Origin of the sequence: Streptomyces sp. NBC_01689, assembly GCF_036250675.1 — a bacterium.
Taxonomy (GTDB): Bacteria; Actinomycetota; Actinomycetes; order Streptomycetales; family Streptomycetaceae; genus Streptomyces.
In genome coordinates, this window is sequence record NZ_CP109592.1 from 4,607,569 (window position 1) to 4,634,568 (window position 27,000).

Annotated in this window: 22 protein-coding genes and 1 rRNA gene; 9 read left to right on the forward strand and 14 right to left on the reverse strand. The window is 71.4% G+C overall.

Going from position 1 to position 27,000, the window contains the following annotated elements:
- Positions 1-236 precede the first annotated feature (236 nt).
- Positions 237-1,762: ribosomal RNA gene (locus OG776_RS19570) — 16S ribosomal RNA — on the reverse strand.
- An 836-nt stretch (positions 1,763-2,598) separates the two neighbouring features.
- Here OG776_RS19570 and trpS point away from each other — a divergent pair.
- Entirely contained in the window at positions 2,599-3,597 is a 999-nt protein-coding gene (trpS, locus tag OG776_RS19575) for a tryptophan--tRNA ligase (RefSeq protein ID WP_148012265.1), read from the forward strand.
- Between the two features lie 56 nt (positions 3,598-3,653).
- Here trpS and proC read toward each other — a convergent pair whose 3' ends face one another.
- The 3 genes from proC to OG776_RS19590 all read right to left on the reverse strand — a co-directional run bounded on the left by proC (position 3,654) and on the right by OG776_RS19590 (position 6,268).
- Positions 3,654-4,463: a pyrroline-5-carboxylate reductase gene (gene proC, locus OG776_RS19580; protein WP_329321890.1), complete on the reverse strand. Its 810-nt coding sequence runs from the start codon at positions 4,461-4,463 to the stop codon at positions 3,654-3,656.
- A gap of 99 nt (positions 4,464-4,562) precedes the next feature.
- Entirely contained in the window at positions 4,563-5,399 is an 837-nt protein-coding gene (locus tag OG776_RS19585) for an ABC transporter permease (RefSeq protein ID WP_329321892.1), read from the reverse strand.
- Positions 5,396-6,268 carry an ABC transporter ATP-binding protein gene (locus tag OG776_RS19590; protein ID WP_329321894.1) on the reverse strand — a complete coding sequence of 291 codons (873 nt, stop codon included), beginning with the start codon at positions 6,266-6,268 and terminating at the stop codon, positions 5,396-5,398. The genes OG776_RS19585 and OG776_RS19590 overlap by 4 nt, the downstream gene beginning before the upstream one ends.
- A 298-nt stretch (positions 6,269-6,566) precedes the next feature.
- On the opposite strand from OG776_RS19590, the gene OG776_RS19595 reads away from it, so the two are divergent.
- Positions 6,567-7,988, forward strand: coding sequence for a SulP family inorganic anion transporter (locus OG776_RS19595; protein WP_148015004.1), 1,422 nt, complete (start codon positions 6,567-6,569; stop codon positions 7,986-7,988).
- On the opposite strand, the gene OG776_RS19600 is transcribed toward OG776_RS19595, so the two are convergent.
- The 4 genes from OG776_RS19600 to OG776_RS19615 form a co-directional block, all read right to left on the reverse strand.
- Positions 7,952-8,824 (reverse strand): class I SAM-dependent methyltransferase, encoded by an 873-nt coding sequence (locus OG776_RS19600; protein WP_329321897.1) that lies wholly within the window; start codon positions 8,822-8,824, stop codon positions 7,952-7,954. The two genes, OG776_RS19595 and OG776_RS19600, sit on opposite strands and share 37 nt — an antisense overlap.
- Before the next feature lie 99 nt (positions 8,825-8,923).
- Positions 8,924-9,427, reverse strand: a complete 504-nt coding sequence (locus OG776_RS19605) for an EamA/RhaT family transporter (RefSeq protein ID WP_148012268.1) — start codon at positions 9,425-9,427, stop codon at positions 8,924-8,926.
- 75 nt (positions 9,428-9,502) lie between these two features.
- Positions 9,503-9,793, reverse strand: a complete 291-nt coding sequence (locus OG776_RS19610; protein ID WP_329323733.1) for an SH3 domain-containing protein — start codon at positions 9,791-9,793, stop codon at positions 9,503-9,505.
- Positions 9,794-9,881: 88 nt separating this feature from the next.
- Positions 9,882-10,229 carry an SH3 domain-containing protein gene (locus tag OG776_RS19615; protein WP_329321900.1) on the reverse strand — a complete coding sequence of 116 codons (348 nt, stop codon included), beginning with the start codon at positions 10,227-10,229 and terminating at the stop codon, positions 9,882-9,884.
- A 180-nt stretch (positions 10,230-10,409) separates the two neighbouring features.
- On the opposite strand from OG776_RS19615, the gene OG776_RS19620 reads away from it, so the two are divergent.
- A complete protein-coding gene (locus tag OG776_RS19620; RefSeq protein WP_329321902.1) occupies positions 10,410-12,527 on the forward strand; it encodes a serine/threonine-protein kinase in 2,118 nt (705 codons plus the stop codon).
- Between the two features lie 122 nt (positions 12,528-12,649).
- On the opposite strand, the gene ilvD is transcribed toward OG776_RS19620, so the two are convergent.
- From ilvD to OG776_RS19640, 4 genes are all read right to left on the reverse strand, one after another.
- A complete protein-coding gene (gene ilvD, locus OG776_RS19625) occupies positions 12,650-14,503 on the reverse strand; it encodes a dihydroxy-acid dehydratase (RefSeq protein ID WP_329321904.1) in 1,854 nt (617 codons plus the stop codon).
- A gap of 205 nt (positions 14,504-14,708) precedes the next feature.
- Complete coding sequence (locus OG776_RS19630; protein ID WP_329321906.1) at positions 14,709-15,323, reverse strand: TetR/AcrR family transcriptional regulator; 615 nt, start codon at positions 15,321-15,323, stop codon at positions 14,709-14,711.
- Positions 15,320-16,144, reverse strand: coding sequence for a sugar phosphate isomerase/epimerase family protein (locus OG776_RS19635; protein WP_329321908.1), 825 nt, complete (start codon positions 16,142-16,144; stop codon positions 15,320-15,322). Before OG776_RS19635 ends, OG776_RS19630 begins: the two co-directional genes overlap by 4 nt.
- 278 nt (positions 16,145-16,422) lie before the next feature.
- Positions 16,423-17,355, reverse strand: coding sequence for a Ppx/GppA phosphatase family protein (locus OG776_RS19640; protein WP_329321910.1), 933 nt, complete (start codon positions 17,353-17,355; stop codon positions 16,423-16,425).
- A 71-nt stretch (positions 17,356-17,426) separates the two neighbouring features.
- Between OG776_RS19640 and OG776_RS19645 the strand changes: the two genes are divergently transcribed.
- On the forward strand, positions 17,427-18,287 hold the full coding sequence (locus OG776_RS19645; protein WP_148012274.1) for a hypothetical protein: 861 nt from the start codon (positions 17,427-17,429) through the stop codon (positions 18,285-18,287).
- 3 nt (positions 18,288-18,290) lie between these two features.
- Here OG776_RS19645 and OG776_RS19650 read toward each other — a convergent pair whose 3' ends face one another.
- Entirely contained in the window at positions 18,291-20,042 is a 1,752-nt protein-coding gene (locus tag OG776_RS19650; RefSeq protein WP_329321912.1) for a BACON domain-containing protein, read from the reverse strand.
- Between the two features lie 428 nt (positions 20,043-20,470).
- Here OG776_RS19650 and radA point away from each other — a divergent pair, with 428 nt between their 5' ends.
- Positions 20,471-21,880, forward strand: coding sequence for a DNA repair protein RadA (gene radA / locus OG776_RS19655; RefSeq protein ID WP_148012276.1), 1,410 nt, complete (start codon positions 20,471-20,473; stop codon positions 21,878-21,880).
- Between the two features lie 68 nt (positions 21,881-21,948).
- Entirely contained in the window at positions 21,949-23,073 is a 1,125-nt protein-coding gene (gene disA / locus OG776_RS19660; protein WP_148012277.1) for a DNA integrity scanning diadenylate cyclase DisA, read from the forward strand.
- Between the two features lie 148 nt (positions 23,074-23,221).
- Here the strand turns inward: disA and OG776_RS19665 are convergent, their stop codons facing one another.
- Positions 23,222-24,058, reverse strand: a complete 837-nt coding sequence (locus OG776_RS19665; protein ID WP_329321915.1) for a hypothetical protein — start codon at positions 24,056-24,058, stop codon at positions 23,222-23,224.
- Between the two features lie 557 nt (positions 24,059-24,615).
- Here OG776_RS19665 and OG776_RS19670 point away from each other — a divergent pair.
- The 3 genes from OG776_RS19670 (at position 24,616) to OG776_RS19680 (ending at position 26,995) form a co-directional block, all read left to right on the forward strand.
- Positions 24,616-25,536: an A/G-specific adenine glycosylase gene (locus OG776_RS19670; protein ID WP_148012280.1), complete on the forward strand. Its 921-nt coding sequence runs from the start codon at positions 24,616-24,618 to the stop codon at positions 25,534-25,536.
- Between the two features lie 260 nt (positions 25,537-25,796).
- Positions 25,797-26,348: a SigE family RNA polymerase sigma factor gene (locus OG776_RS19675; RefSeq protein ID WP_148012281.1), complete on the forward strand. Its 552-nt coding sequence runs from the start codon at positions 25,797-25,799 to the stop codon at positions 26,346-26,348.
- The gene (locus OG776_RS19680) at positions 26,336-26,995 is read left to right on the forward strand and encodes a hypothetical protein (protein WP_384960573.1); all 660 of its coding nucleotides are present in this window, start codon (positions 26,336-26,338) and stop codon (positions 26,993-26,995) included. The genes OG776_RS19675 and OG776_RS19680 overlap by 13 nt, the downstream gene beginning before the upstream one ends.
- Positions 26,996-27,000 lie beyond the last annotated feature (5 nt).

Here is a 27,000-nt window from a genome sequence, read left to right on the forward strand (position 1 = left end):
ACTGGGGCCGGCACTGAAGGCAGCCTTTCGGCCGTACCCTCAGACACCCAACAACGTGCCCGACACCCTCGCCACTCCGATCAGCTTTCCACACTCCGAAGAGCAGTACTGGCAGCCTGAGATGACTGAAAGTGCCGAATAATCAACGTTCCACCCATGAGCAACCACCGTCGAACGTTTGCCGACGTAATGGCCCTGGACCACCAGGCGAACCTGGCAGCCTAGATGCTCCTTAGAAAGGAGGTGATCCAGCCGCACCTTCCGGTACGGCTACCTTGTTACGACTTCGTCCCAATCGCCAGTCCCACCTTCGACAGCTCCCTCCCACAAGGGGTTGGGCCACCGGCTTCGGGTGTTACCGACTTTCGTGACGTGACGGGCGGTGTGTACAAGGCCCGGGAACGTATTCACCGCAGCAATGCTGATCTGCGATTACTAGCAACTCCGACTTCATGGGGTCGAGTTGCAGACCCCAATCCGAACTGAGACAGGCTTTTTGAGATTCGCTCCGCCTCACGGCTTCGCAGCTCTTTGTACCTGCCATTGTAGCACGTGTGCAGCCCAAGACATAAGGGGCATGATGACTTGACGTCGTCCCCACCTTCCTCCGAGTTGACCCCGGCAGTCTCCTGTGAGTCCCCATCACCCCGAAGGGCATGCTGGCAACACAGAACAAGGGTTGCGCTCGTTGCGGGACTTAACCCAACATCTCACGACACGAGCTGACGACAGCCATGCACCACCTGTACACCGACCACAAGGGGGCGACCATCTCTGGCCGTTTCCGGTGTATGTCAAGCCTTGGTAAGGTTCTTCGCGTTGCGTCGAATTAAGCCACATGCTCCGCTGCTTGTGCGGGCCCCCGTCAATTCCTTTGAGTTTTAGCCTTGCGGCCGTACTCCCCAGGCGGGGAACTTAATGCGTTAGCTGCGGCACCGACGACGTGGAATGTCGCCAACACCTAGTTCCCACCGTTTACGGCGTGGACTACCAGGGTATCTAATCCTGTTCGCTCCCCACGCTTTCGCTCCTCAGCGTCAGTAATGGCCCAGAGATCCGCCTTCGCCACCGGTGTTCCTCCTGATATCTGCGCATTTCACCGCTACACCAGGAATTCCGATCTCCCCTACCACACTCTAGCTAGCCCGTATCGAATGCAGAACCGGGGTTAAGCCCCGGTCTTTCACACCCGACGTGACAAGCCGCCTACGAGCTCTTTACGCCCAATAATTCCGGACAACGCTTGCGCCCTACGTATTACCGCGGCTGCTGGCACGTAGTTAGCCGGCGCTTCTTCTGCAGGTACCGTCACTCTCGCTTCTTCCCTGCTGAAAGAGGTTTACAACCCGAAGGCCGTCATCCCTCACGCGGCGTCGCTGCATCAGGCTTTCGCCCATTGTGCAATATTCCCCACTGCTGCCTCCCGTAGGAGTCTGGGCCGTGTCTCAGTCCCAGTGTGGCCGGTCGCCCTCTCAGGCCGGCTACCCGTCGTCGCCTTGGTGAGCCACTACCTCACCAACAAGCTGATAGGCCGCGGGCTCATCCTTCACCGCCGGAGCTTTCAACCCACCCAGATGCCCAGGCAGGTATTATCCGGTATTAGACCCCGTTTCCAGGGCTTGTCCCAGAGTGAAGGGCAGATTGCCCACGTGTTACTCACCCGTTCGCCACTAATCCACCCCGAAGGGCTTCATCGTTCGACTTGCATGTGTTAAGCACGCCGCCAGCGTTCGTCCTGAGCCAGGATCAAACTCTCCGTGAATGCTTACCGGTAATCCGGCGAAACACACACGAGAGCGGAACCGAGGGAGGAATAATCCCCCGGTTCACAGCGTCCTCGCTGTGCGCCTGCCCCGAAAGGCAGGACTTTTTCAAAGGAACCTCGCCCCGACCGATCGGCCGGAGACGGGGTATCAACATATCTGGCGTTGATTTTTGGCACGCTGTTGAGTTCTCAAGGAACGGACGCTTCCTTTGTACTCACCCTCTCGGGCTTTCCTCCGGGCGCTTCCCTTCGGTCTTGCGTTTCCGACTCTATCAGACCGTTTCCGTATCCGATTTCCTCGGCGCTTTCCAGGTTCCCGCTCTCGCGTTTCCCTTTCCGGCGAGTCCGACTCTATCAGATCCTTTCGGGCCTGATTCCCGGTCAGCGGGGGTTGTCTTCGCGGCCGTTGGGCCGTTCCGACGAGTGAGACTTTAGCGGATTCCTGCCCTCCGAGCTAATCGAGGGCGTCCTTTCGAACGCGGATTCCTCATTTCGCAAACGCGCACGGAAACGAAACGACGACGAGTCGCCGTTCGCTGGAGGCTTGTTGCGGAATGGTTGTCCGGGGACCGACCGGAGTCGGCGCTCACGTCGGACAACTCGGAGAACACTACGTACGCGGCAGGGGTGTGTCAACTCCGCCCCGGACGCCCCTCGGGCGCGTACCCTCGGGGCCATGACGACACATACGTGCACCCAGCAGTGGTGGGCCGCCTGACGGCGGCCGTGCTCACGTATGTACCCAACGGCCGCCGCCCCGGCGGCCGTTTCTGTTTCTCCCTCCTGGGGGCCGGCCGGCGGGCGCGGCGGCCTCGACCAGAGGGTGTGGAGAGATGAAGCGGATCTTCAGCGGGGTCAAGCCGACCGGGCATCTGACGCTGGGGAACTACCTGGGGGCCGTACGCCGCTGGGCCGACGTCGATCAGCACCGGGCCGACGCCCTGTTCTGCATCGTCGATCTGCACGCGCTGACCGTGGACCACGATCCGGGACGGGTGCGCCGGCTCAGCAGGCAGGCGGCGACCCTGCTGCTGGCCGCGGGGCTCGATCCACAGCTGTGCACCGTCTTCGTGCAGAGCCATGTCGACGAGCACGCCCGGCTGTCGTACCTGCTGGAGTGCGTCGCCACCGACGGGGAGATGCGGCGGATGATCCAGTACAAGGAGAAGGCCGCGCGGGAACGGGAGCGGGGTGGGAGCGTACGGCTGTCGCTGCTGACCTATCCCGTGCTGATGGCGGCGGACATCCTGGCGTACGGGACCGACGAGGTGCCGGTCGGGGACGACCAGACACAGCATGTGGAACTGACCCGGGATCTCGCCGTGCGGTTCAACCAGCGCTACGGGCACACGTTCGCGGTGCCCCGGGCCACCCGCCCCGAGGTCGCCGCGCGGGTCATGAACCTCCAGGACCCGACGTCGAAGATGGGCAAGAGCGACGACGCGGGGCCGGGCGTCGTCTATCTGCTCGACGAGCCGGACGTCACGCGGAAGAAGATCATGCGTGCGGTGACGGACAGCGGGCAGGACGTCGTCCACGATCCGCGGGAGCGGCCGGGGGTCTCCAACCTGCTGGAGATCCTCGCCGCCTGCGAGGGCACGGACCCGGAGACCCTGAGCGGTGCGTATCAGTCGTACGGAGCCCTGAAGAAGGACACCGCCGAGGCCGTGGTGGAACTCCTGCGGCCGCTGCGGGAACGGCACCGGCGGCTGTGCGTCGACCCCGGTTACGTGGAGGGTGTCCTGCGGGACGGCGCCGCCAGGGCCAGGGAGATGGCCAGACCCCGGGTGGACTCGGCGTACCGGGCGGTCGGGCTGCTGCCGGCGGGCTGAACCGGCGGGGCCGGGCGGGTGTGCCCGGCCCCTTCGCCGCTCGTGCCGCCGTGTCGCTAGCCGTTGCCGGAGGCCAGCTCGCGGCTGCGGTCGCGGGCGGCCTCCAGCGCGGCGATGAGGGCCGCGCGGACTCCGTGGTTCTCCAGTTCGCGGATCGCGTTGATCGTGGTGCCCGCGGGGGACGTCACGTTCTCGCGGAGCCGCACGGGGTGCTCCCCGCTGTCGCGGAGCATCACGGCGGCGCCGATAGCGGACTGGACGATCAGGTCGTGGGCCTTGTCGCGGGGCAGCCCGAGCAGGATGCCGGCGTCCGTCATGGCCTCGACCAGGTAGAAGAAGTACGCGGGGCCCGAGCCGGAGAGGGCCGTGCACGCGTCCTGCTGGGACTCGGGGACCCGGAGCGTCTTGCCGACGGCGCCGAAGATCTCCTCGGTGTGGGTGAGGTGCTCCTCGGTGGCGTGGCTGCCGGCGGAGATGACGGACATGGCCTCGTCGACGAGGGCGGGGGTGTTCGTCATGACCCGCACCACCGGGGTGCCCGCGGTCAGCCGCTCCTCGAAGAACGAGGTGGGGATGCCGGCCGCGCCGCTGATGATCAGGCGGTCGGCGGGGAGGTGGGGGGCGAGTTCGTCGAGGAGGGTGCCCATGTCCTGCGGCTTGACCGTGAGGATCAGGATGTCGGCGTTCTTGGCGGCCTCGGCGTTGGTGACGGCCGTGACTCCGTGGCGCTCCTGGAGCTCCCTGGCGCGCTCGGGGCGGCGGGCCGTCACGAGGAGGTCGGCGGGGTCCCAGCCGGATCGGATCACTCCGCTCAGCAGGGCTTCGCCGATCTTTCCGGTACCGAGGACTGCGACTTTCTGGCTCATGGTGCGGGTGCCCTCCAGGGGTGCGTCGTCCTGGGGTCATCCTCGCACCCGGGCGGTCGGGCGGGGCGGTCCGTCCGCTGGGCGGACGGACCCGGCCGGTCAGCGCGTGCGGCGCTTCAGGGTGGCGGCGCCGAGGAAGAGGACCAGGAGGGCGCAGCCCGCCACGATCAGGACGTCGCGGACGAAGCCGGCCGTCATGTCCGTATGCCTGAGGACCTCGTTCATCCCGTCGACGGCGTAGGACATGGGGAGCACGTCGGAGACCGCCTCCAGGGCCGGCTGCATGCTGGAGCGGGGTGCGAAGAGGCCGCACAGGAGCAGCTGGGGGAAGATCACCGCCGGCATGAACTGGACCGCCTGGAACTCGGAGGCCGCGAAGGCCGAGACGAAGAGGCCGAGGGCCGTGCCGAGGAGCGCGTCGAGCAGCGCGACGAGGAGCAGGAGCCACGGGGAGCCGGTGACGTCGAGGCCGAGGAACCAGACCGCGAGACCGGTGGCGAGGGCCGACTGGACGACGGCCAGGGCACCGAACGCGAGGGCGTAGCCGGCGATCAGGTCGCCCTTGCCGAGCGGCATGGCGAGGAGGCGTTCCAGCGTGCCGGAGGTGCGTTCGCGCAGGGTCGCGATGGAGGTGACCAGGAACATCGTGATCAGCGGGAAGATGCCGAGGAGCGAGGCGCCGATGGAGTCGAAGGTGCGCGGGCTGCCGTCGAAGACGTAGCGGAGCAGGACGAGCATCAGGCACGGGACGAGGATCATCAGCGCGATGGTGCGCGGGTCGTGGCGGAGCTGGCGCAGGACGCGTGCCGCGGTGGCCGTCGTGCGGGAAAGGCCGAGGGCGCTCGGCCGCGGGTCCCCTGTCGTGCTCCGGCTCGGGGCCGGGGCGGTGCCGTCGCCGGCGCTGGTGCCGGTGTCGGTGCTGGTGCCGGTGGTCATCGGAGGGTCTCCTTGCGGGGCCTGTCCGCGGTCGCGTTCGCCTCGTCGACCAGGTGGAGGAAGGCGGCCTCGACGGTCTCGGAGCCCGTGCACTCGCGCAGGGCGTCGGGGGTGTCGTCGGCGAGGATCTCGCCGTCGCGCATCAGCAGGAGCCGGTGGCAGCGCTCGGCCTCGTCCATGACGTGGGAGGAGACGAGCAGGGTGGCGCCCCGGTCGGCGGCGATGGCGTCGAAGAGGGTCCACAGGTCGCGGCGCAGGACCGGGTCGAGGCCGACGGTGGGTTCGTCGAGGACGAGGAGTTCCGGGGTGCCGAGCAGGGCGACCGCGAGGGAGACGCGGTTGCGCTGGCCGCCGGAGAGGTCCCCCGCGAGGGAGCCGGCGTGGGAGGTGAGGTCGACGTCGGAGATGGCGCGGGTGACGTGGTGGTCGCGGCGGTCGGCGGCCGCGCGTCCGGGGTCGAGGATCGCGGCGAAGTAGTCGAGGTTCTGGCGGACGGTCAGGTCGTCGTAGACGGAGGGGGCCTGGGTGACGTAGCCGATGCGGGAGCGGAGGGCCGCGTCGCCCGCCGGACGGCCGAGGACTTCGAGGGTGCCGGTCACGTGGGCCTGGGTGCCGACGGTGGACCGCATGAGCGTGGACTTGCCGCAGCCGGAGGGGCCGAGGAGTCCGGTGATCTGGCCGCGCGGTACGGAGAAGTCGAGGCCGCGCAGGACGGTGCGGGAGCCCCGTACGACGGTGAGGCCCTCGGCGCGCACGGCCGGCTGGGGGTCGTGCGGGGCGTGGGCGGCGGTGGAAGGGGCGGAGGGGAGAGGAGAGGCAGAGGGGTCCGGGGGGTCGTCCGGGGAGGGCGCGTGCCGCGCAATATTCATCACGTGATGAATATTGCGCTCACGGGGCACGGCCGTCAAGCCCGGTCGCGTTCGACGGCGCAGGCGCGCGGGGGCGTGATCGGAAGAGGGCGTTCCGGCGTGTGGTGCGGGTGGTGCGCTTCCACGTTCACGCGCCGGTCACAGGGAGGGGCTGCGCGATCAACTCCCGTTACCGACAATGGATTTCAGTGCGTGGTCATATGCCCACCGGCCGCTGGGCCGCGCCCGTACGTCGCCGTGCCCTCCCCCGGCGCGGCAGCCCACGCGTCTGCCGCTCTCGACCGGAGGTGCTGTTGTGATGCGCAAAGCCGATCTGTACGCGTCCCTCGTGGTGTTCCTCGTCGCGCTGCCCCTGTGTGTGGGGGTCGCCATAGCCTCCGGTGTGCCGGCCGAACTGGGCCTGGTGACCGGGATCGTCGGCGGGCTGGTCGCCGGGCTGCTGCCCGGCAGCAGCCTGCAGGTCAGCGGGCCGGCGGCCGGGCTGACCGTGCTGGTGTACGAGGCGGTGCAGACGTACGGACTGCCGGCCCTCGGCGTGCTGGTGCTCGGGGCCGGGCTGGTGCAGCTCGTGCTCGGCGCGTTACGGCTCGGGCGGTGGTTCCGGGCCGTGTCCGTGGCCGTGGTGCAGGGGATGCTCGCCGGGATCGGGCTCGTCCTGATCGCGGGCCAGGTGTACGCGCTGGGCGACACCGCCGCGCCCGCGAGCGGGCTCGGCAAGATCGCCGGGCTGCCCTCGCTGCCCGGGGCGGCCGATCCGGGGGCGCTCGCGGTCGGCGGCGCCACCGTGGCCGTGCTCCTGCTGTGGCCGCGGTGGCGGCGCGGGGCGCGGGTGGTGCCCGCGCCGCTGGTGGCGGTCGCGCTCGCGTCGGCGGCGACCGGCCTGTTGGACCTGCCCGTACGGCGGGTGACGGTGCACGGGCTGCTGGACTCCGTGCAGCCGCCGTCCCTGGCGGAGCTCGGACGGCTCACGGAAGTGGGCGTGCTGGGGACGGTGCTGGCCTTCGCGCTGATCGCTTCGGCCGAGTCGCTGTTCAGCGCGGCGGCCGTGGACCGGCTGCACCGGGGGCCGCGGACCGACTACGACCGCGAACTCATCGCGCAGGGCGCGGGGAACGCGGTGTGCGGGGTGCTCGGGGCGCTGCCGATGACCGCGGTGATCGTGCGGAGCGCGGCGAACGTGCGGGCGGGGGCGCGGACGAAGGCCTCCCGGGTGCTGCACGGCGTCTGGCTGCTGCTCTTCACCGCGGTGGTGCCCGGGGTCCTGGGGATCATTCCGGTGGCGGCGCTGGCGGGGCTGCTGGTGCACGCGGGCTGCAAGCTGGTGCCGGTGCGGGAGGTGCGGACGCTGTGGCGCGGGCACCGGGGCGAGGTCGTGGTGCTGGGGGTGACCGCGGTGGCGATCGTGGCCGGGAACCTCTTCGAGGGGGTGCTGATCGGGCTGGCGCTCGCCGTGGCCAAGACCGCGTGGGACATCAGTCATGTGCACGTGGAGACCGAGGACCGCGGGGACGCGGGGATGGTCGTACGGGTGATGGGGAACGCGACGTTCCTGCGGCTGCCGAAGCTGCTGGACGCCCTGGAGGCGCTGCCGCACGACCGTGACGTACGGCTGGAGCTGGGCGGCCTGCGGCACGTGGATCACGCGTGCGCGGCGGCCCTGGAGCGGTGGGCCGCCGCGCGGGATCACGAACGCGTCGCCACGATCACCAGCACGTCGTAGACCTCCTCGACCAGCCCGTCCGGGAACGCCTCCAGCAGGTGCGCCCGCTCCTCGGCGAGAAAGGCCCCCGTGCCCTCCTCGCCGAGGACAAGGAAGATCGAGTGGCTGGTGACGTTGGCGAGGTGGGTGTCGACGGGGACGCGGCGGCTCCAGCGCACGACGCGGTGGGCGTGGTCCGGGACGCGCGGAGCGCCCTCGAAGGCGAGCTCGACACGGGTGCCGGCCACGCCCTCCTTGCTGCCGGTGCCCCGCTTGCTGGCCTGCTCGTCCCCGAAGTACCGCTCGATACGGCGGGCCTGCGCCGCGATCCAGGGAACGTCGAGGGCGTCCGTGTTCCACCAGAGCGCGAGGGCGCCGCCGGGGCGCAGGACCCGGAGCGCCTCCGGCACGGAGCGGGCGGGGTCGGTCCAGTGCCAGGACTGGGCGTAGGTCAGGAAGTCGGCGCGGGCGTCCCCGAGCGGGAGGGCGTTGCCGTCGCCCCGGACGATCGGGGTGCCGGGGACGGCGCGGCGGAACTCGGCGGCCATGCCCGCGCCGGGCTCCACGGCGAGGACGTGCGCGCCCCTCGCGCGCAGCAGCCTGGTGGCGATACCGGTGCCGGCCCCCACGTCGACCACCCGTGCGCCGGTGAGGGGGCGGCCGGCGAGCTCTTCGACCGTGTCGAAGAGGGCGGGCGGGTACGAGGGGCGGTTGGCGGCGTACTGGGCCGCGGCGGTGTTGAAGGAGTGGGCGCGGGTGGCGCGGGCGCGGATCCGGAATGCCGTGTCGGGATCGACGTCGGGGGTGGGATCTGCGTCGGGATGGGAGTCGGCGTCGGGGTGGGAGGAGGGGGTCATGTGTTCATGGTGGCGCGTGTCGCTGTGGGGGCACACGGGTTTTCGGCCCTGTCGCCAACACTGCGGAACGGGGGCTTCCGGTGCCGGGCGGGGGTGCCGTCAGGACCCTGGGGACCGGCGCTTCCTCGACGGGTTGCGGGTGCGGCCGCCGGACCGCCGGTCGTAACGCGCGCGGGCCGCCTCGTACTCCTCCCGGTGCAGTTTCTCGCCCGGGGCCTCGCTGAGGGAGCGGACGGAGTACGCGAGGAGGGTGCCGACGAAGCCGATGGCCAGCAGGCCCCGGAGGGAGGCCTGTCGGTCGGGGTCGGGGCGCTTGGAGAAGGCGTCCCAGGTGTGGCGGAAGGCGAGCGCGCTGCACACCGCGAACATGACGACCACCAGGATCGTCACCGGCCGGCCGACGTCCGCGATCGTCAGGCCCTGGTAGGCGAAGCGCAGCACGAAGCAGGCGGCCACCGCGGCGACGAGCGAGCCGACCGCCACACCGGCACGGCGGGCCGGGTAGCCGCCGTCGTGCTTCACCCAGGTCGTCCCGAAGAAGCGCAGGGGTTCGGGCTGGGGTCCCGCGGGGGTACCGGTGCCGTTCTCGGTCGTATCGCTCACACGTCGATTATCGCTCCGGTCACCGCGGGACCCGGCCTCGCCCGAACCGCTGCCGCTTCCCGGCCGGGATTCCGGTCAGGCGCAGGGTGCCGCGACGTAGCCGTCGCTGCCCGTCTTCACGTAGGCGTCGGAGACGAACTGGCCGTTGGCGATGTTGTCCCAGATGTTCGACGTCCCGTAGTACCCGCTGACGGTCTCGCCCGGGCACTGGCAGTAGATCGGTACGGACGAGCCCGCCGGCAGGGTGCGGACGATGGGATAGTGCGTGCCCGGGCCGCTGCGGACGTTCACGCTGGTGCCCGGTGCGATCGGATACGTCTTGAGCGTCGCAGTGCTCAGGGACTCCGCGTCCGCCACACCTCCCATCACCAGCGTGAAGGTGGCGGCGAGCCCTCCGGCCAGCATGGCTCTCCTGCGTGTCAGAGTCTTCATTGCCTTGTTCGTCCCTTTCTGCTCAGGAACAGCGCGGCGCGATGTAGCCGTCGCTGCCGGTCTTCACGTACGCGTCCGAGACGTACTCGCCGTTGGCGATGTTGTCCCAGATGCTGGTGGTGCCGTACGGGCCGCTCACGGACTGGCCGGGGGTCTGACAGAAGATCGGTACACGTGAGCCCTCGGACAGGACCCGCACGATGCGGTAGCCGGTGCCCGGGCCGCTGCGGACGTTCAGCACCGAGCCAGGTGCGATCGGGTAAGTAACCAGTCGGGCGACGTCGGTGTCGGCGGTCGCCGTCGCCGTTTCCCCGTTCCGGTTTTCCGTACTGGCGACGCTGTCCGTGCTTTCCATGCGCTCAACAGCCATGAAGGCCTCCCCCGTCGAATGAGATGAATCAGATGGAGACAGGTGCATCAGGTGCGATCAGGAGAAGCACATGTGTGCGCCTGTCGCACGCGGAGGCTAGCAAGCCGCCTCGGGTTCGTACGAAGAATCGACTAGGCTCCGTGCGTCGCGCGCGCGGACGAACAGCACGGGGGTGGGTCCATGGCGCCACAACGGAACACCGGAGTGGATCCGGAAGCGGGCCTTCCCGAATATTCAGGGCAGTACCGCCTTCAGGAGCGTCTCGGGTCCGGCGGCATGGGCGTGGTCCATCTGGCCCGCAGCGCCTCGGGGCTGCGGCTCGCCGTCAAGGTTGTGCACGCCGAGTTCGCTCAGAACCCTGAGTTCAGAGGGCGATTTCGACAGGAGGTCGCTGCCGCGCGCCGGGTGAGCGGGGCGTTCACGGCGCCCGTGGTCGATGCGGACCCGGAGGCCGGACGGCCCTGGATGGCGACCCTGTTCATACCGGGCCCGACCCTCGCGGAGCAGGTGAAACAGAACGGCCCGCTGTCCGCATCCCAGTTGCGTCGGCTCATGGCCGGACTGGCCGAGGCTCTGCGCGACATCCATCGAGTAGGCGTCGTACACCGGGATCTGAAGCCCAGCAACGTCCTGCTCGCCAAAGACGGTCCCAAGGTCATCGACTTCGGTATCTCGCGCCCCTCCGACAGTGAACTGCGCACCGAGACGGGCAAGCTGATCGGAACGCCACCCTTCATGGCACCCGAGCAGTTCCGGCGCCCGCGCGACGTCGGGCCTGCCGCGGACATCTTCGCCCTGGGTTCGGTGATGGTGCACGCGGCGACCGGCCGCGGCCCCTTCGACTCCGACAGCCCCTATGTCGTCGCTTACCAAGTCGTGCACGACGAACCGGATCTGACCGACGTACCGGAAAATCTCGCACCACTCGTCACCCGCTGCCTCGCCAAGGAACCCGAGGATCGTCCGACACCGGACGAACTGATGCGGGAACTACGCTCGGTGGCAGCCTCGTACGACACCCAGACGTTCATTCCGGCGCAGCGCTCCGCCTCCTCTGCCGGTGCCTCCGACGCCGCCGCGGCCGAGGAACCCGCGCCTCCCCGCACGCAGGGCCCCGGGAGGAGGACGTTCAAGCGCATGGCCCTCACTTTGGGTGCTCTCGCGCTCCTCTCGGGCGGGACACTGGGCACGACGCAGCTGCTCGGACACGACGACGGCACCGGTGTCCCTACGGACCGTCAGCAGAGCTCCGCATCCCCGGCTTTCACCGGATGGAGCACGAGCCCGGCGGGCCATGCCTCAGGGATGCCGGGATGCGGCTACGGCCGCGGCAAGTTGTTCTGCGCCCAGCGGGGGCTCACGTACGCTCTCGACCCGGTGGACGGGAAAGTGTTGTGGCGTCATGCCTCACCCGACAGGAGTCTCCCGGACGGGGAACCCGTCGTGTCGGGCGGACTCGTACACGTGGTGACCCGGTCCGGACAGCTCCTGGAAGCCCTCGATCCGGCATCCGGCACGGTGCGCTGGACGATGGACCTCTCGACGTACGATCGATGGCAGCACGTCGGCGGCATGGTGCTCCTCACCGGGGCCGACGGGACGTTCACCGGGTTGGACGGGGCCACCGGTGAGAAGCGCTGGAGCCGGAGCCTGCCGGGGCAGACCGCACCGAACATCGCCTCCTTCGCAGGGGACGGACTCGCCTACGCGACGAGCACGACGGACAACGGAACGCGTACGCGAGTGACCGCGGTGGATCCGAAGACCGGGAACGTGCGGTGGAGCACCCGTATGACCGGCACGTTGGATGCAGTCGGTACCTGGCGGGGCGCCGTCTACTTCACGTCCGTCACGAAGGACACCGAAACCGAAGCCCTGGTCCGCTACGACCCGGTGGACAAGACGTCGCGCCGGGTGAAGATCGGCCTGTCACTGCCGCAGACCCAGGCCGGCGTCCGCGCCGGCACCGTCTACCTGATGAGCACCCTCGGTGCGCTTGTCGCCGTCGACGTGGACGCCGGGGTGCAGCGCTGGCGCCTGGAGACCTCGGTGAGCCAGGGCTCCGTACCGGCCATCGACGCCAGGCATGTGTACATCACCACCCCGGACGGACGGCTCCTCGCCGTGGACGCCGCCCGCGGGAAGCTCGTCGGCCAGACCCGGGCTCGGCCGGGAGCCGCGTCCGACCGGGTCGCGGGCTCGCTGCCCGTCCCCCTGATCGCCGACGGCCGTGTCTACACGGGTGCGCCGGACGGAACCGTGTTCGCGGTGGCGGGGAACGATCCGGCGGCCTGGTGAAGAGACGTACCGGGGCTGGGCAGGCCCGCGGCACGATCGAGGGGCCGCCCCCGGTGGGGGGGCGGCCCCTCGATCGTGCCGCGGTGGGTCGGGCTCGGACCGGCCCGGTGTGCCGTGGTGGGTCAGCCCAGCTTGGAGACGTCGCGCACCGCGCCCTTGTCCGCGCTCGTGGCCATCGCGGCGTACGCGCGGAGGGCGGCCGAGACCTTGCGTTCGCGGTTCGCGGGGGCGTAGACGCCGTTCAGCGCGGAGCGGCGGGCGGCCAGCTCCTCGTCGGCGACCAGGAGCTCGATCGACCGGCCCGGGATGTCGATGCGGATACGGTCGCCGTCCCGGACCAGCGCGATGGTGCCGCCCGAGGCCGCCTCCGGGGAGGCGTGGCCGATCGACAGGCCCGAGGTCCCGCCGGAGAAGCGGCCGTCGGTGATCAGGGCACAGGTCTTGCCGAGGCCGCGGCCCTTGAGGAAGGAGGTCGGGTAGAGCATCTCCTGCATACCCGGGCCGCCCTTGGGGCCCTCGTAGCGGATGACCACGACGTCGCCGTGGGTGATCTCCTTCTTGAGGATCTTGTCGACGGCCTCCTCCTGCGACTCGCAGACCACCGCGGGGCCCTCGAAGGTCCAGATGGACTCGTCGACGCCCGCCGTCTTCACGACGCAGCCGTCCATCGCCAGGTTGCCCTTGAGGACCGCGAGGCCGCCGTCCTTGGAGTAGGCGTGCTCGGCCGAGCGGATGCAGCCGCCCTCGGCGTCCTCGTCGAGCGCCGCCCAGCGCTCGGACTGCGAGAAGGCCTCGGAGGAGCGGACGCCGCCGGGGGCCGCGTACCACAGCTCGACCGCCTCGGGGGACGGGGAGCCCGCGCGCACGTCCCACGTCTTCAGCCAGTCCGAGAGGGACGGGCTGTGGACGGAGTGGACGTCCTCGTTGAGCAGGCCCGCACGGTGCAGCTCGCCGAGGAGGGCGGGGATGCCACCGGCCCGGTGCACGTCCTCCATGTAGTACGTGCGGTCCTTCGCGACGTTCGGGGCGACCTTGGCGAGGCACGGCACCCGGCGCGAGACCTCGTTGATCTCGTCGAGACCGAAGGGGACGCCCGCCTCCTGGGCGGCGGCCAGCAGGTGCAGGATCGTGTTGGTGGAGCCGCCCATGGCGATGTCGAGGGCCATGGCGTTCTCGAAGGCCGCGTGCGTGGCGATGTTGCGCGGCAGGACCGACTCGTCGTCCTCGTCGTAGTAGCGGCGCGTGATGTCGACCACGGTGCGGGCCGCGTCCTCGTACAGGCCCTTGCGGGCCGTGTGGGTCGCCAGCACCGAGCCGTTGCCGGGGAGGGAGAGGCCGATCGCCTCGGTCAGGCAGTTCATCGAGTTGGCGGTGAACATGCCGGAACAGGAACCGCAGGTCGGACAGGCGTTCTCCTCGATACGGAGGATGTCCTCGTCCGAGATCTTGTCGTTCACCGCGTCGGAGATAGCGTCGACCAGGTCGAGCGTGCGGACCGTGCCGTCGACCAGGGTGGCGCGGCCGGACTCCATCGGGCCGCCGGAGACGAAGACCGTCGGGATGTTCAGGCGCAGGGCCGCCATCAGCATGCCGGGCGTGATCTTGTCGCAGTTCGAGATGCAGATCAGGGCGTCGGCGCAGTGGGCCTCCACCATGTACTCGACCGAGTCCGCGATCAGGTCGCGGGAGGGCAGCGAGTACAGCATGCCGCCGTGGCCCATCGCGATGCCGTCGTCGACCGCGATGGTGTTGAACTCGCGCGCGATGCCCCCGGCGGCCGTGATGGCCTCGCTGACGATCCGGCCGACCGGCTGCAGGTGCGTGTGGCCCGGCACGAACTCCGTGAAGGAGTTGGCGACCGCGATGATCGGCTTCCGTCCGATGTCCGCGCCCGGTACACCGGAGGCGCGCATAAGGGCGCGTGCGCCCGCCATGTTGCGGCCGTGGGTGACTGTGCGGGACCTCAGTTCGGGCATCGTCGCTCGCTCCTTCGGAGAGTTGTGACCGGTATCGAGCCTACGCCGCCGCGCCAGGATTCGGACGCGGCGTCCGGAATGCGGGATGCCTGTCTCGGTGCGCGGGTACCGGGGGCGCGGGAGGACGGACGGGGACCACGGGCGGCCGGGCGCTGCCGCACGGAGGTCGGGCTCGGGCGCGGGGCGGTCGGGCGCGGGCGGCCGTTCACGGCAGGGTGAGGTGGCCCTGTACCACCGGCGCCACCCGCCTGATGATCGGCTCCAGGTCCGCCGAGGCCAGCGGCTCGACCTTGATCACGTACCGGAGCATCGCCACCCCCACCAGCTGGGCGGCGGCCAGCTCGGCGCGGATCTCGGCGTCGGGGAGGTCGACGCGCTGGGCGATGCGGCGCAGCAGCTGCGCGGCGATGAGCCGGCGGAAGACGGCCGCGGCGGTCTCGTTGTTCACGGCGGAACGGATGATCGCCAGGAGGGGCGCGCGAGTGGCCGGGTTCTCCCAGACGCCGAAGATGAAGCGGGTCAGGCGTTCCCCGATGCCGTCGAGGGGGCCGTCCTCGACGGCCGTGGGAGCCGCCAGGGCGGGGGCGAAGGCGACCTCGACGGCGGCCTCGAAGACCTGTTCCTTGGTGCCGAAGTAGTGGTGCACGAGGGCCGAGTCGACCCCGGCGGCCTTCGCGATGCCACGGACCGACGTCTTCTCGTAGCCACGCTCCGAGAACTCCTCGCGGGCCGCGTCGAGGATGCGGTCGCGGGTGGCGGGGGCCGCCTGCGTCTGCGTACGGGAGGGGCGCCCGCGGCGGCGGGGGGCCGCGTCCGTCACCGGCGGGGCACCTTGACGGCGGAGGCGAGGTGCAGGCGGGTGAAGGCGAGTGCCTCGGCGAGATCCGCCTCGCGTTCGGCGCTGGACATCGCGCGGCGGGTGTTGACCTCGATGACGACATGGCCGTCGAAACCGCCGAGCGCGAGGCGCTCCAGCAGCTCGGCGCAGGGCTGGGTGCCGCGGCCCGGGACCAGGTGCTCGTCCTTGTTGGAACCGTTTCCGTCGGCCAGGTGGACGTGGCCCAGGCGGTCGGCCATGCGGTCGATCATCTGCAGGGCGTCCGTGCGGGCGGTCGCGGTGTGGCTGAGATCGATCGTGTAGTGGCGGTAGTCGTCCTTCGTGACGTCCCAGTCCGGGGCGTACGCGAGCATCTCCCGGTCGCGATAGCGCCAGGGGTACATGTTTTCGACGGCGAAGCGTACGTCCGTCTCGTCGGCCATGCGCCAGACGCCGGAGACGAAGTCGCGCACGTACTGGCGCTGCCAGCGGAACGGGGGGTGCACGACGACGGTGCTCGCGCCGAGCTTCTCGGCCGCCGCCTGGGCGCGCTGGAGTTTCGTCCACGGGTCGGTGGACCAGACGCGCTGGGTGATGAGCAGGCAGGGGGCATGGACGGCGAGGATCGGGATCCGGTGGTGGTCGGAGAGCCGCCGCAGTGCGTCGACGTCCTGGCTGACGGGGTCGGTCCACACCATGACCTCGACACCGTCGTAACCGAGGCGCGCCGCGATCTCGAAGGCCGTCGCCGTCGACTCCGGATACACGGACGCCGTGGACAGCGCGACCTTCGCATCCGGGATGCGCACCACTGGTTCTGCCACGAGGGACAGAGTACGGGGAGTGGCCTGAGCGCGGGGAGGCGGTGACCCGGGACCCCCTCGAATGGGCCGCGCGGGCTGCGGGGGGGGTGTCCCCGAGCCGGGGGAGGCCGCGCCCCGGCGGCACCCCGGGCGCCGTACGAAGGGCCCGTCCAGGGGCCGGACATCGCGTGGAGGGCCCGTCCCCGGACGGCGGACGGCGCGGAGTGCCCACTACGGACACGTCGGGACGCGGTCCCGTACGGGACCGGGACCGGGACCGGCGGCAGCCGCGCCGGCGGCTACACCGTCTCCATCTGGTCCAGGCGGCGCAGGATGACGCCCTCCCGCAGCGCCCACGGACAGATCTCCAGTGTCTCCACCCCGAAGAGGTCCATCGCCCCCTCCGCGACCATCGCCCCCGCGAGCAGCTGCCCCGCCCGCCCCGGGGAGACTCCGGGAAGCTCCGCCCGCTCGCCCACCGTCATCGAGGCGAGCCGCGGCACCCAGTCCTGCAGCGAGCGCCGCTTCAGCTCCCGCTGCACGTACAGCCCGTCCGTGGAGCGTGCCGCCCCGGCCAGCCGGGCGAGCTGCTTGAAGGTCTTGGAGGTGGCGACGACGTGGTCGGGGGCACCGAACCGGCTGAACTCCCCCACGGTACGGGCGATCTGGGCCCGGACATGGCGCCGCAGCGCCTTGATCTCGGCCGGGTCGGCGGGGTCGGTCGGCAGCCAGCCCGCGGTCAGCCGCCCCGCGCCCAGCGGCAGCGACACCGCGGCGTCCGGTTCCTCGTCCAGGCCGTACGCGATCTCCAGCGATCCCCCGCCGATGTCGAGGACCAGCAGCTTCCCGGCGGACCAGCCGAACCACCGGCGGGCGGCCAGGAACGTCAGCCGGGCCTCCTCCGCGCCGGTCAGCACCTGGAGCTCGACACCGGTCTCGGTCTGCACCCGGGCCAGGACCTCGTCCGCGTTGCTGGCCTCACGCACGGCGGAGGTCGCGAACGGCAGCATCGCCTCGACCCCCTTGTCCTCGGCGGCCTCCAGCGCGTCCCGGACCGTCTCGATGAGTTTGTCGACACCGTCGGAGCCGATCGCCCCGCTCGCGTCGAGCAGTTGGGCGAGCCGCAATTCGGCCTTGTGCGAGTGCGCGGGCAGCGGGCGCGCGCCAGGGTGTGCATCCACCACCAGCAGGTGCACCGTGTTCGAACCCACGTCGAGGACACCGAGTCTCATGTACGGAACGCTACTGCGACCGGGGCCGCCCGCCGTCCCCGGAGCCGCCTCCGGCGACTTACCCTGGACGCGTGCCAAAGACGAAAAAGGCGAAGCCTGACAATTCGACCAAGGGTTCTTCGCAGGCGAAGGCCACGAAGTCCAAGAAGTCCCCGAAGGCGGCGCCGGCGACGGCCGCGGCGGCCGACGAGAAGGGGCTCGACTTCGCGCGGGCATGGGTGGAGTTTCCGGATCCCGCCGATGACGAGCAGGTCTTCCGGTGCGATCTGACATGGCTGACCTCTCGCTGGAACTGCATCTTCGGCAGCGGCTGCCAGGGCATCCAGGCCGGCCGCGCCGACGACGGCTGCTGCACGCTGGGGGCCCACTTCTCGGACGAGGACGACGAGAAGCGGGTGGCCGGACACGTGGCGAGGCTCACGCCGGACATCTGGCAGCACCACGACATCGGCCTGGAGACGGGCTGGGTGTCGCAGGACGAGGACGGCGAGCGCCAGACGCGCCCGTACCAGGGCTCGTGCATCTTCCAGAACCGGCCCGGATTCGCCGGCGGCGCGGGCTGCTCGCTGCACATCCTGGCGGTCAAGGAGGGCCGCGAGCCGCTGGAGACCAAGCCGGACGTGTGCTGGCAGCTGCCGGTGCGCCGCACGTACGAGTGGATCGACCGGCCCGACGACACCCGGGTGCTCCAGGTCTCGATCGGCGAGTACGACCGCCGCGGCTGGGGTCCGGGCGGCCATGACCTGCACTGGTGGTGCACGTCGGCGACCTCGGCGCACGGAGCGGGCGACCCGGTGTACGTCTCGTACCGTCCGGAGCTCGTGGAGCTGATGGGCAAGGCCGGGTACGACCGGCTGGTGGAGCTCTGTGAGCAGCGGCTGGCCGCGCAGCTCCCCCTGCTCGCACCGCATCCCGCGGACCCGGTCGCCTGACCGTCAGGACGGGACCGGGTCGTCGGTGCCCGCGGGCGGCGGGGCCGACCCGCCGGGGTCCGACGGGTGCGAGTCCGTGGGGGTGGGTGTCGGGGACGGGCCGGTCGGTGTCGGCGACGGGTCGGGTGAGGGCGTCGCCGAGCCGGGGCCGGACGGCGTGGGGGCGCCCGTCCCCTGGCCGGACCCGGACCCCCCGGGCGCGGACGGGCGCGCGTTCCCGTATCCGCCGATGGTGACCACGGCGCCCGCGGGCGCGATCGCCACCCGCGCGCTCCAGGCACCCACCGGCTGGCGGAGCTGATCGACGTACACCTTGACCGTCACGGTCTCCCCGGGGGCGATCGTGCCCGACGACCGGCTCAGGTAGAGCCAGGGCGCTCCGGAGCGCGCGGACCAGTGGACGGGTGAACTCCCGGACGCGGTCAGGGTGATGAGGGTGGTGTCGCCGCTGCCCGTGGCCCGCACGGAGAGCTGTCCGGCGGCGCTGCCCGCGCCCGCGGCGCTGGTGACCTCCACCGACACGTCGGGCGTGCCGTCGCTCTTGGCGAAGCGGTGGCCGGGTCTGGTGCTGGCGTTGCCCGCGTTCTCGTAACCGCCCCCGCCCGTGCCGTCGATGCCGTCGTGGCCGTGCGCCTCGCTCGCGGTGGCCGGGCGCCCGTCCGCGCCCTCCCCGGTGAGGGGCGCGCCGCGGTAGGCCGCCCAGAGGGCGAGCACAGGCGCGGCGACGACGGTGGCGACGACGGTCGTGGTGACGGCGCGCGCCCGCAGCCGGTCCCGGCGGGCGGCCCGGTCCTTGGGGTCCATCGGGAAGCCGCGCCGGTCGAAGCGCGGCGCGGCGGCGCCCCGGGTCCGCGGGGCGTGCGCCAGCGCGACGTGCAGGGCGGCGCGCGGGGCCTGCAGGACGGGGAGCGCGGCGGGCGTGACGCTCGTGCCCGGCCAGGTACCGGGCGCGGCGCGCTCGGCCGTGCGGCGGCAGCGCGGGCAGTCGTCGACGTGCCGGACGAGCTCGCGGCGCAGCCCGGCGCTCAGGACCAGCCGGCTGTCGCCGGTGAGGCGGGCGACGCTCGGGCAGGTGCCGGTCTCGACGACGGCGAGCGCGGCGCGGGTGCGTTCGACCTCGCAGGCGGCGGAGGCGAGCAGCTCACGCGCCTTCGTGGTGTCCATGCCGAGGACGGCGGCGACCTCGGGGGCGGCGAGCTGGTGGCGGACGGCGAGTTCGAGCGCCTCCCGCTGCTCGGGGGTGGTCCCGGCGGCCTCCGGCCAGGCCAGCAGGGCGAGTTCGCGCTGTCGCAGGGTCCGGACCTCGTCCGAGACGGGGACGGCGAGCGCCTCGGCCGCGCGCCGGTCGGCGGCCTCCTTCTCGCCCTTGGCGGTCGCGGGGCGCCCGGAGGCGTGGGTCGCCTGGTGTCTGCGCCGGGCCTCGGCGAGCCCCCGCAGGCAGGACCAGCGGGCGAGCGCGTACAGCCAGGCCCGGCGGTCGTCCGGGGAGTCCGGGCCGCGCTGGCCCCGGCGGTCGGCGAGGGCGAGGACGTCACCGAGCGCGACGGTGGCCGCGTCGTGGTCGCACAGCACGGACAGGCAGTAGGTGAACAGGCCGTCCAGATAGGGCTCGTAGCGCGCGGGAGGGTGCTGGGCCATCGTGCGGGCCGCTGCGCCACGGGACAGTGCCACCCGCTTGCGCGCCGCGCCGTGCGCCCGGTGTGCGCCGGTGGTGTGCGTGGTGTGTGTCGAGGTCTCCGGACTGCTGCTCATCACCCGTGCGACCGTAGGTGCCCGACGGCGACCCCTTCTTCCCCCTTGAGCATATTTAATCCGTACGGGTGAAACGATCCCTCATAAGGGGACACCGGCCTCCGATTCCGTGGCCTGGACCTCCACGGGCGGCGACGGACGGGGGGCGCGCGACGGTTCCCGCCCGGCGGACGCCCCCGGCGCGGCCGACGTGACGGGGAGCGGGCCGGCACCGCCGCCCCCGCGGCCGGAAGGGGACCGGCGACGGCCTCGCGGCCCGGACCGAGACCGGACCGGACGCGGCACGGAGCCGCACGGAGCGGGACCGGACCCCCGGCACGGAGCCGCACGGAGCCGCACTGGCACCGAAATGTCGGCGGACATGACAGCGGGGCAGGGCGGCGGACATGACGGCCGGCCGCGTTGTCGGTGGCCTCGGCTACGGTTCGGTCATGGCTGCCCGTACGAAAACCGCGAAGGACCGGCCGTCCTACCGCTGCACCGAGTGCGGCTGGCAGACGGCCAAGTGGCTCGGCCGCTGCCCCGAGTGCCAGGCGTGGGGGACGGTCGAGGAGTACGGCGCCCCCGCGGTGCGGACCACCACGCCCGGCCGGGTCACCACCTCCGCGGTCCCCATCGGCCAGGTCGACGGCCGTCAGGCCACCGCGCGCAGCACCGGCGTGCCCGAGCTGGACCGCGTCCTGGGCGGCGGTCTGGTGCCCGGCGCGGTCGTCCTGCTCGCGGGCGAGCCCGGCGTCGGGAAGTCCACCCTCCTCCTGGACGTGGCGGCGAAGGCGGCGAGCGACGAGCACCGCACGCTGTACGTGACGGGTGAGGAGTCCGCGAGCCAGGTCCGGCTGCGCGCCGACCGCATCAAGGCCATCGACGACCACCTCTATCTGGCCGCGGAGACCGACCTCGCCGCCGTCCTCGGCCACCTGGACGCCGTGAAGCCCTCCCTCCTCATCCTCGACTCGGTCCAGACCGTCGCCTCCCCGGAGATCGACGGCGCCCCGGGCGGCATGGCCCAGGTCCGCGAGGTCGCCGGGGCGCTCATCCGCGCCTCCAAGGAGCGCGGCATGTCGACGCTCCTGGTGGGCCATGTCACCAAGGACGGCGCGATCGCCGGCCCCCGCCTGCTGGAACACCTCGTGGACGTGGTCCTGCACTTCGAGGGCGACCGTCACGCACGCCTCAGGCTGGTCCGGGGGGTCAAGAACCGTTACGGGACGACGGACGAGGTCGGCTGCTTCGAACTGCACGACGAGGGCATCACCGGGCTGACCGACCCCTCCGGCCTCTTCCTCACCCGCCGCGCCGAGCCGGTCCCGGGCACCTGTCTGACCGTGACCCTGGAAGGCCGCCGGCCGCTGGTGGCGGAGGTGCAGGCCCTCACGGTCGACTCGCAGATCCCGTCCCCCCGCCGGACGACTTCCGGCCTGGAGACCTCCCGCGTCTCCATGATGCTGGCCGTCCTGGAGCAGCGGGGCCGGATCAGCGCCCTCGGAAAGCGGGACATCTACTCGGCGACGGTCGGCGGCGTGAAGCTCTCCGAGCCGGCCGCGGACCTCGCGATCGCCCTCGCGCTCGCGTCCGCCGCGAGTGACACTCCTCTCCCCAAGAACCTCGTCGCGATCGGCGAGGTGGGCCTCGCCGGGGAGGTCAGACGGGTCACGGGGGTGCAGCGGAGACTGGCCGAGGCCCACCGACTGGGCTTCACCCACGCCCTCGTTCCGAGCGATCCGGGCAGGACTCCACCCGGTATGAAGGTCCTGGAAGTCGCCGACATGGGCGAGGCTCTGCGGGTCCTTCCGCGCTCCCGTCGTCGAGAGGCCCCACGGGAGGACGAGGAGCGCCGGTAGACTTTGCCCTGGTCTCGCCCGTCCGTACGAACCCAGGGCGACCGGAAACCCGCGACCGGAGGAGTGCAGTGGCAGCCAACGACCGGGCAGCAGCTCCCGGAAAGTCCGGTGGGAGCTCCGGTGCCGATGGCCTGATGCGCGCCTCGTTGAGCGCTGTGGCACCCGGCACGGCCCTGCGCGACGGGCTCGAACGGATCCTCCGCGGCAACACCGGCGGACTCATCGTGCTCGGCTGGGACAAGACCGTCGAGTCGATGTGCACCGGCGGCTTCGTGCTGGACGTGGAGTTCACCGCGACCCGGCTGCGCGAGCTGTGCAAGCTCGACGGCGGCATCGTGATCGACAAGGACATCACCAAGATCCTCCGGGCCGGCGTCCAGCTGGTGCCGGACCCGACGATCCCGACCGAGGAGACCGGTACGCGGCACCGCACCGCGGACCGGGTGAGCAAGCAGGTCGGCTTCCCCGTCGTCTCGGTCTCCCAGTCGATGCGGTTGATCGCCCTCTACGTCGACGGTCAGCGACGCGTCCTGGAGGACTCCGCCGCGATCCTCTCGCGCGCCAACCAGGCCCTCGCGACCCTGGAGCGCTACAAGCTCCGTCTCGACGAGGTCGCGGGCACGCTCTCCGCGCTGGAGATCGAGGACCTCGTCACCGTCCGGGACGTGTCGGCGGTGGCCCAGCGTCTGGAGATGGTGCGCCGCATCGCGACCGAGATCGCCGAGTACGTGGTGGAGTTGGGCACCGACGGACGTCTGCTCGCCCTCCAGCTCGACGAACTGATCGCGGGCGTCGAACCCGAGCGTGAGCTGGTGGTCCGCGACTACGTGCCCGAGCCGACCGCGAAGCGCTCCCGCACGGTGGACGAGGCGCTCTCCGAGCTGAACGCCCTCGCCCACGCCGAGCTGCTCGAACTGCCCACCGTGGCAAGGGCGCTGGGCTACACCGGCTCCCCCGAGGCGCTCGACTCCGCGGTCTCGCCGCGTGGGTTCCGGCTCCTCGCGAAGGTCCCGCGCCTGCCCGGCGCGATCATCGACCGTCTCGTCGAGCACTTCGGCGGCCTGCAGAAGCTCCTCGCCGCCAGCGTCGACGACCTCCAGGCGGTCGACGGCGTGGGCGAGGCGCGGGCGCGCAGCGTACGCGAGGGGCTCTCGCGGCTGGCGGAGTCGTCGATCCTGGAGCGGTACGTCTGACCGGAGGGCGCGGGTTCCGGGCCGTCCCGCTCGGGGCTCCCGCGACCGAGGTCGGGGCCGCCGGGACTCCCGCGGCCCCGGTCCGGATGGTCGGGACCGTCCCGGGAACCGGCTCACCCGGGCCCGGGGTCACGGGTCGCCGCGGGCGTCAGTCCTGCGACAGCACGAACGAGGTCCGTGCCTTCGCCAGCCCCGGCGCCTTCGCCTCCACCAGGTAGGTGCCCGTGGGCGCCGAACCCGCCGGGGGCGTCGCGCACTCGGGGGCGCTGGCGGTGCGGTCCCAGTCCACCGTGTAGGTCGCCTGACCGCCGGCCGGAACACGGAAGAAGAGGCTGGAGGCGTCCTTGGGGCAGTCCGCGGAGGACCAGAAGCTCTTGTCCTTCCCGGCCTGAGTGACCGTCAGGACGGCCTTCTTCGGGCCGAGATCGACCTTGCAGTCGCCGCTGGAGGAGTTCTTCGCGATCAGCTGGATCGAGGGCTTGGCGCCCGGACCGTACGAGTTGTGGACGCTGCGGAGGGTCAACTTGACCGCGCCGGGTGTGCAGTTGGGGAGAGTGGAGCCGGCCGGGACCTGATCCGCGGAACCCGCGGAGCCCCCCGATCCGGCGCCTCCGCCGTTGGCGTCGTCGTCCGAGCCGCCGGTGCCGCCGCCGTCGGCGCCGCCGGAACCGTTCCCGTCACCGGACCCGCCGTCGCCGCCGGTGCCGCCGCCGTTGCCGCCGCCCGCGTTCGCGCTGCCGCTCGACTCGTCGCGTCCGCCCGGGTGTTGGCTTATCGCCGGGCCGGATCCCGAGGGGCCCGGGGTGATCGTCTCCACCGGGCTCTTCCCGTTGGAACCGTCCGCGCCCTTCTTCCCGCCGCCTCCGCCGCTGACGATCCAGACCGTCAGGAGCGCCAACAGCGCCACCAGAGACAGCAGAACGGCCCTCCGACGCCAGTAGATGGTGGAGGGTAGCGGCCCGACCGGATTGCGCAGAGATCCCACGGCGCAAACTGTACGAGAGATCGGGGCCGGGGCTTGCCCCACCCGCCGCCCTGGGACCCAACTTTTCCGGATCATCATCTCGGCAGCCCGGTTCCTGCCTGTTTTTCGCCCCCGCCGCCCCTACCCGACCCGTCCCCCGGAGCTCCGCCCCGGACCCCGCCAGGGGCGCTGCGCCCCCTGGACCCCCGCCTTCGCCCGAAGGGCTCGTCCTCGAACGCCGGACGGGCTGGAGATGCGCGCCCACGCCCGAAAGACCACGTCGGCCACCAACCCTTCAGCACCGGCCGACACCATCAGCCCGTCCGGCGCTTGAGGACGAGGCCGTCCAGGCCGACGCGGGGGTCCGGGGGCGGCCCCCAGACATCGCGCGGACCGACGCCCACCCTGCAAACACACGCCCACCACCCAGCCCGTCCGGCGCTTGAGGACGAGGCCGTCCAGGCCGAAGCGGGGGTCTGGGGGCGGCAGCCCCCAGGGATGGGCGCGGGATCACGCAACCCGCCCATGGACGCGGGAAGCACGCCCCGGCACCGACCCATGGCAGGATCGGAAGGGCCATGACTGCACCCACCATGCCCACACCCAGCCCCCAGCCCACCGCCCCCGGCGAGACCCTGCACGAACCGGTGATCGCCTGGTTCGACGAGCACGCCCGTGACCTTCCCTGGCGCCGCCCCGACGCAGGCCCGTGGGGTGTGATGGTCAGTGAGTTCATGTTGCAGCAGACCCCGGTGAGCCGCGTCCTGCCCGTGTACGAGCAGTGGGTGGCGCGCTGGCCCCGCCCGGCCGACCTGGCCAAGGAGGCGCCGGGCGAAGCGGTCCGCGCCTGGGGCCGGCTCGGCTACCCCCGCCGTGCCCTGCGCCTGCACGGCGCCGCGGTCGCCATAACGGAACGGCACGGCGGCGACGTACCCACGGAGCACGCGCAGCTGCTCGCGCTGCCCGGCATCGGCGAGTACACGGCCGCGGCGGTGGCGTCCTTCGCGTACGGCCAGCGGCACGCCGTGCTGGACACGAACGTGCGCCGGGTCTTCGCCCGGGCCGTGGCCGGCGTCCAGTACCCGCCGAACGCCACCACGGCCGCCGAGCGCAAGCTCGCCCGCGCCCTGCTCCCCGAGAGCGAGCGGACCGCCTCCCGCTGGGCCGCCGCCTCGATGGAACTCGGCGCGCTGATCTGCACGGCGAAGAACGAGAGCTGCCACCGCTGTCCGATCGCCGCCCAGTGCGCCTGGCGGCTGGCGGGCAAGCCGGAGCACGACGGTCCGCCGCGCCGCGGGCAGACGTACGCCGGTACGGACCGTCAGGTGCGCGGCAAGCTGCTCGCCGTGCTGAGGGAGGCCGTCACGCCCGTCCCGCAGTCCGCCCTGGACCGCGTGTGGGAGGAACCGGTGCAGCGCGCCCGGGCCCTGGACGGGCTCGTCGCCGACGGACTCGTCGAACCCCTCACGGGCGGTTTGTATCGGCTGCCCTTGACGTAGAGACGGTCGCCCCGCGAACCGCACCTCACCAAAACATCCCCAACACGGACATGTGACCGCCGCGCGTCACCCGCCTCCTCCCTCCGTTACACAACCGACGTACAGCCGAGTGCTCCTCGCAGGCTGTCTCGGACAACCCCGTGACAACGCCTCCGTAGCTTCATTGCCGTACCGCACGCACAGCGGATCGACAGCGGTACGGAAGCGACGGACACAACCGGCAGCAGGCGGGTCGGAAACGGGGATGGAGGCGGTTGATCATGGCGCACGGCGAGGTGCTCGAATTCGAGGAGTACGTCCGCACCCGGCAGGACGCGCTGCTGCGCAGTGCCCGTCGCCTGGTCCCCGACCCCGTGGACGCCCAGGACCTGCTGCAGACCGCGCTCGTCCGCACCTACGGCCGCTGGGACGGCATCGCCGACAAGCGGCTGGCCGACGCCTACCTGCGCCGCGTGATGATCAACACCCGGACCGAGTGGTGGCGCGCCCGGAAGCTCGACGAGGTCCCCACCGAGCAGCTCCCGGACGCCCGCGTCGAGGACTCCACCGAGCAGCACGCGGACCGCGCGCTCCTCATGGACATCATGAAGGTGCTCGCTCCGAAGCAGCGCAGTGTCGTGGTGCTGCGACACTGGGAGCAGATGTCCACGGAGGAGACGGCCGCCGCGCTCGGCATGTCGGCCGGAACGGTCAAGAGCACGCTGCACCGGGCGCTGGCCCGGCTCCGCGAGGAGCTGGAGAGCCGGGACCAGGAGGAGCGCGGTGCCCGCGCGCTCGAACCGGGTAAGGAGCGGGAGCGTTGCGCGGCCTAGGAATTCGGGCCAGGAGGGCCGGCCGGGTACTGAAGGCGGGGAGTGCGGCGACGGCCGCGCTCGCCGCCCTCGGCCTTTTCCTGACCGCCTGCGCCACCGGGGGGACGGGCGCCCGTGACGAGGGCCCGGCGGGCAGCGAGGCGGTGGCCAAGGCCCCCACGACGCCCACCGCCTCCCCCTCGCCGACGAAGGCGGCCAAGCGGGTGGACGTGGTCAAGCTCGTCAAGGACGACCCCGAGGTCAGTGCGTCGGTCAAGAGCGCCCTCAAGCCGTGCGTGGCCGACGAGTACCCGGTCGACGTGTCGTACGGGGAACTGACCGGCGGCCCCGCGGACGACGTCGTCGTCAACGTGATGACCTGCGGAGACGCGGTGGGCATCGGCTCGTACGTGTACCGCGAGGAGAAGGGCCGGTACGAGAACGTCTTCAGGACCGAGGAACCGCCGGTCTACGCGGAGATCGACCGGGGCGATCTGGTGGTCACCCAGCAGCTGTACAAGAGGGGCGACCCGGTGTCGTACCCCTCCAGCGAAGAAGTGATCACCTACGGCTGGTCGGCGACCCGCTTCACCGAGAAGTCGCGCACGCACAACGACTACAGCAACGCGGTGGGCGCCACCGCCACCCCCGCCCCCGCCGCGAACTGACGAGC

What these genes read in the sequence shown, in the direction of transcription:
- trpS (WP_148012265.1), top strand. Translation starts at nt 2,599, where the DNA reads ATGAAGCGGATCTTCAGCGGGGTCAAGCCGACCGGGCATCTGACGCTG.
- proC (WP_329321890.1), bottom strand. Translation starts at nt 4,463, where the DNA reads ATGAGCCAGAAAGTCGCAGTCCTCGGTACCGGAAAGATCGGCGAAGCC.
- OG776_RS19585 (WP_329321892.1), bottom strand. Translation starts at nt 5,399, where the DNA reads ATGACCACCGGCACCAGCACCGACACCGGCACCAGCGCCGGCGACGGC.
- OG776_RS19590 (WP_329321894.1), bottom strand. Translation starts at nt 6,268, where the DNA reads ATGAATATTGCGCGGCACGCGCCCTCCCCGGACGACCCCCCGGACCCC.
- OG776_RS19595 (WP_148015004.1), top strand. Translation starts at nt 6,567, where the DNA reads ATGCGCAAAGCCGATCTGTACGCGTCCCTCGTGGTGTTCCTCGTCGCG.
- OG776_RS19600 (WP_329321897.1), bottom strand. Translation starts at nt 8,824, where the DNA reads ATGACCCCCTCCTCCCACCCCGACGCCGACTCCCATCCCGACGCAGAT.
- OG776_RS19610 (WP_329323733.1), bottom strand. Translation starts at nt 9,793, where the DNA reads ATGGGAGGTGTGGCGGACGCGGAGTCCCTGAGCACTGCGACGCTCAAG.
- OG776_RS19615 (WP_329321900.1), bottom strand. Translation starts at nt 10,229, where the DNA reads ATGGCTGTTGAGCGCATGGAAAGCACGGACAGCGTCGCCAGTACGGAA.
- OG776_RS19620 (WP_329321902.1), top strand. Translation starts at nt 10,410, where the DNA reads ATGGCGCCACAACGGAACACCGGAGTGGATCCGGAAGCGGGCCTTCCC.
- ilvD (WP_329321904.1), bottom strand. Translation starts at nt 14,503, where the DNA reads ATGCCCGAACTGAGGTCCCGCACAGTCACCCACGGCCGCAACATGGCG.
- OG776_RS19640 (WP_329321910.1), bottom strand. Translation starts at nt 17,355, where the DNA reads ATGAGACTCGGTGTCCTCGACGTGGGTTCGAACACGGTGCACCTGCTG.
- radA (WP_148012276.1), top strand. Translation starts at nt 20,471, where the DNA reads ATGGCTGCCCGTACGAAAACCGCGAAGGACCGGCCGTCCTACCGCTGC.
- OG776_RS19670 (WP_148012280.1), top strand. Translation starts at nt 24,616, where the DNA reads ATGACTGCACCCACCATGCCCACACCCAGCCCCCAGCCCACCGCCCCC.
- OG776_RS19675 (WP_148012281.1), top strand. Translation starts at nt 25,797, where the DNA reads ATGGCGCACGGCGAGGTGCTCGAATTCGAGGAGTACGTCCGCACCCGG.